This window comes from Synechococcus sp. R60.1 (assembly GCF_047461835.1).
GTDB lineage: Bacteria > Cyanobacteriota > Cyanobacteriia > Thermostichales > Thermostichaceae > Thermostichus.
In genome coordinates this window covers 3,350-4,945 of sequence record NZ_JANSIA010000129.1, presented here as the reverse complement: position 1 = coordinate 4,945, position 1,596 = coordinate 3,350, and the positions used below count along the sequence as shown (strand labels likewise).

2 protein-coding genes are annotated in these 1,596 nt (G+C 58.2%); one reads left to right on the top strand and one right to left on the bottom strand.

Translation table 11 applies throughout. The features are described from left to right. On the top strand, nt 1-866 hold an 866-nt coding region (locus NW834_RS13190), incomplete at its 5' end, for a sensor histidine kinase (protein ID WP_414426344.1). Here NW834_RS13190 and NW834_RS13185 read toward each other — a convergent pair. Beyond that, a complete protein-coding gene (locus NW834_RS13185) occupies nt 856-1,347 on the bottom strand; it encodes a DUF4168 domain-containing protein (RefSeq protein ID WP_414418750.1) in 492 nt (163 codons plus the stop codon). The genes NW834_RS13190 and NW834_RS13185 overlap by 11 nt on opposite strands. Nucleotides 1,348-1,596: the final 249 nt, after the last annotated feature.

Genomic DNA, 1,596 nt, shown 5'->3' with positions numbered 1-1,596 from the left:
TCCAACAGGTTCAGGAGCTGAACCGCACCCTGGAAGAAAAGGTACAGGCCCGCACCGCCCAACTGGATCGCCAGATACAGGAATTGCAGCGGCTGGATTGCCTGAAAAATGACTTCCTTAGCACGGTGTCCCACGAGCTGCGCACCCCTCTTTCCAACATGAAAATGGCCATCCACCTGCTCAGCGCCGTTCTGCTGCCTGCTCAGGGCGCTGCCCGATCCCCGGATCCGGCCAAGATCTCTCAGTACTTGAAGGTGTTGGACAACGAATGCGAGCGGGAGATCAAACTGGTCGAGGATCTGCTGGAACTGCAGCAGTTAGAGGTGCTCAAGGGACTCCGTCCCGCTAACGCGAACGGTTCACAGCGGCCCTGCTGGTTGGAGCTGCAAGAGTGGTTGCCCCAGATCGCGGAGCCCTTTGCTCAGGAGGCCCATAGCCGCCATCAGCGCTTCAGCCTTGGGATCCCTCCAGGACTGCCTGCCATTTTTACCCTGCCGGGAGTGCTAAAGTCGATGCTGGCGGAATTGCTGAAAAATGCATGTAAATTCACCCCTGCTGGGCACCTGATCAGCCTTCAGGCCACCTGCCATTCCGACCACCTGGACATCCAAGTCCTCAACACCGGCGTAACCATTCCCCTGGAAGAACAAAAGCGGGTATTCGAGAAGTTCTATCGGGTGCCCAGCGTGGATCCCTGGCGGCAAGGGGGGACAGGGTTGGGGTTGGCCCTCGTGCAGCAGCGGGTAAGCCTGTTGCAAGGAAGCATTCACCTCAACAGCGAGGCCAATCGCACCTGTTTTACTTTGCGGCTGCCTCAGGTTCTCCCTGCCTTTGGCCAAGGCAAGCCAGCTCAGCCTAGGGTGTAGGCGTCGGGGTGGCCGGCTTTGGAGAGTTGGAAGCTTCCCCTTCCTGCAAAACTTCTTGCAAGCGGGCCCGAACCCGCTGGTTGAGAACAGGATTTTCGTTCGCCAAGGTCATCAATTCGCGGTATTGAAGCACTGTCAGCCCTTGCTCCTCGACAATGCGGCTGGCTTGGGTTTCTGTGCGCCGCATAATTTGCTCGTACTCTTCCTCGTTCTGGGTTTCCCGCAGTTGGGCGCTCGCTTCCCGAATCAGGGGATCCAACTCCAACAAAATCCGCACCAACTGTTCCACCTGGGCATCGGTGACTTGCTCTGGGGTTAGAGTCGGAGATGCCAGAGGGCTAGGAGTTGCTGTGGCCGGAGCCTCCCCCGAAGTTGGAGAAGCAGTTGCAGCAGGGCCAGGCGACGGGGTTGCTCCCTGTGCCCAAGCCGGCAGGGATCCCAAGCTGAGTCCCAGACCCATCAGCAACGCGAATTTCATCATGCCCAAAACTCCCCAAACCCAGACAAGATAGACCTAAGCCCTTGAGGTGCAGCCAAACCTGAAGCCAGACTAGCAAGATGCCTGAATTCCGTCTAATCGGTTCAACGCAGTCCTGGCAGCCCATCAAGCCCATTCCAGCTTGCCGGCACCTGAGGCGCGATCTATCCAATCCCTACGGTACCAGAACTCCTCACTCCAGGGCTCCCAGGATGAACTCGCGAAAGGGCTGTGTGGACATGCTGGGGATCT

Coding starts and splice junctions, on each gene's coding strand:
- NW834_RS13185 (WP_414418750.1), bottom strand. CDS start 1,347: ATGATGAAATTCGCGTTGCTGATGGGTCTGGGACTCAGCTTGGGATCC.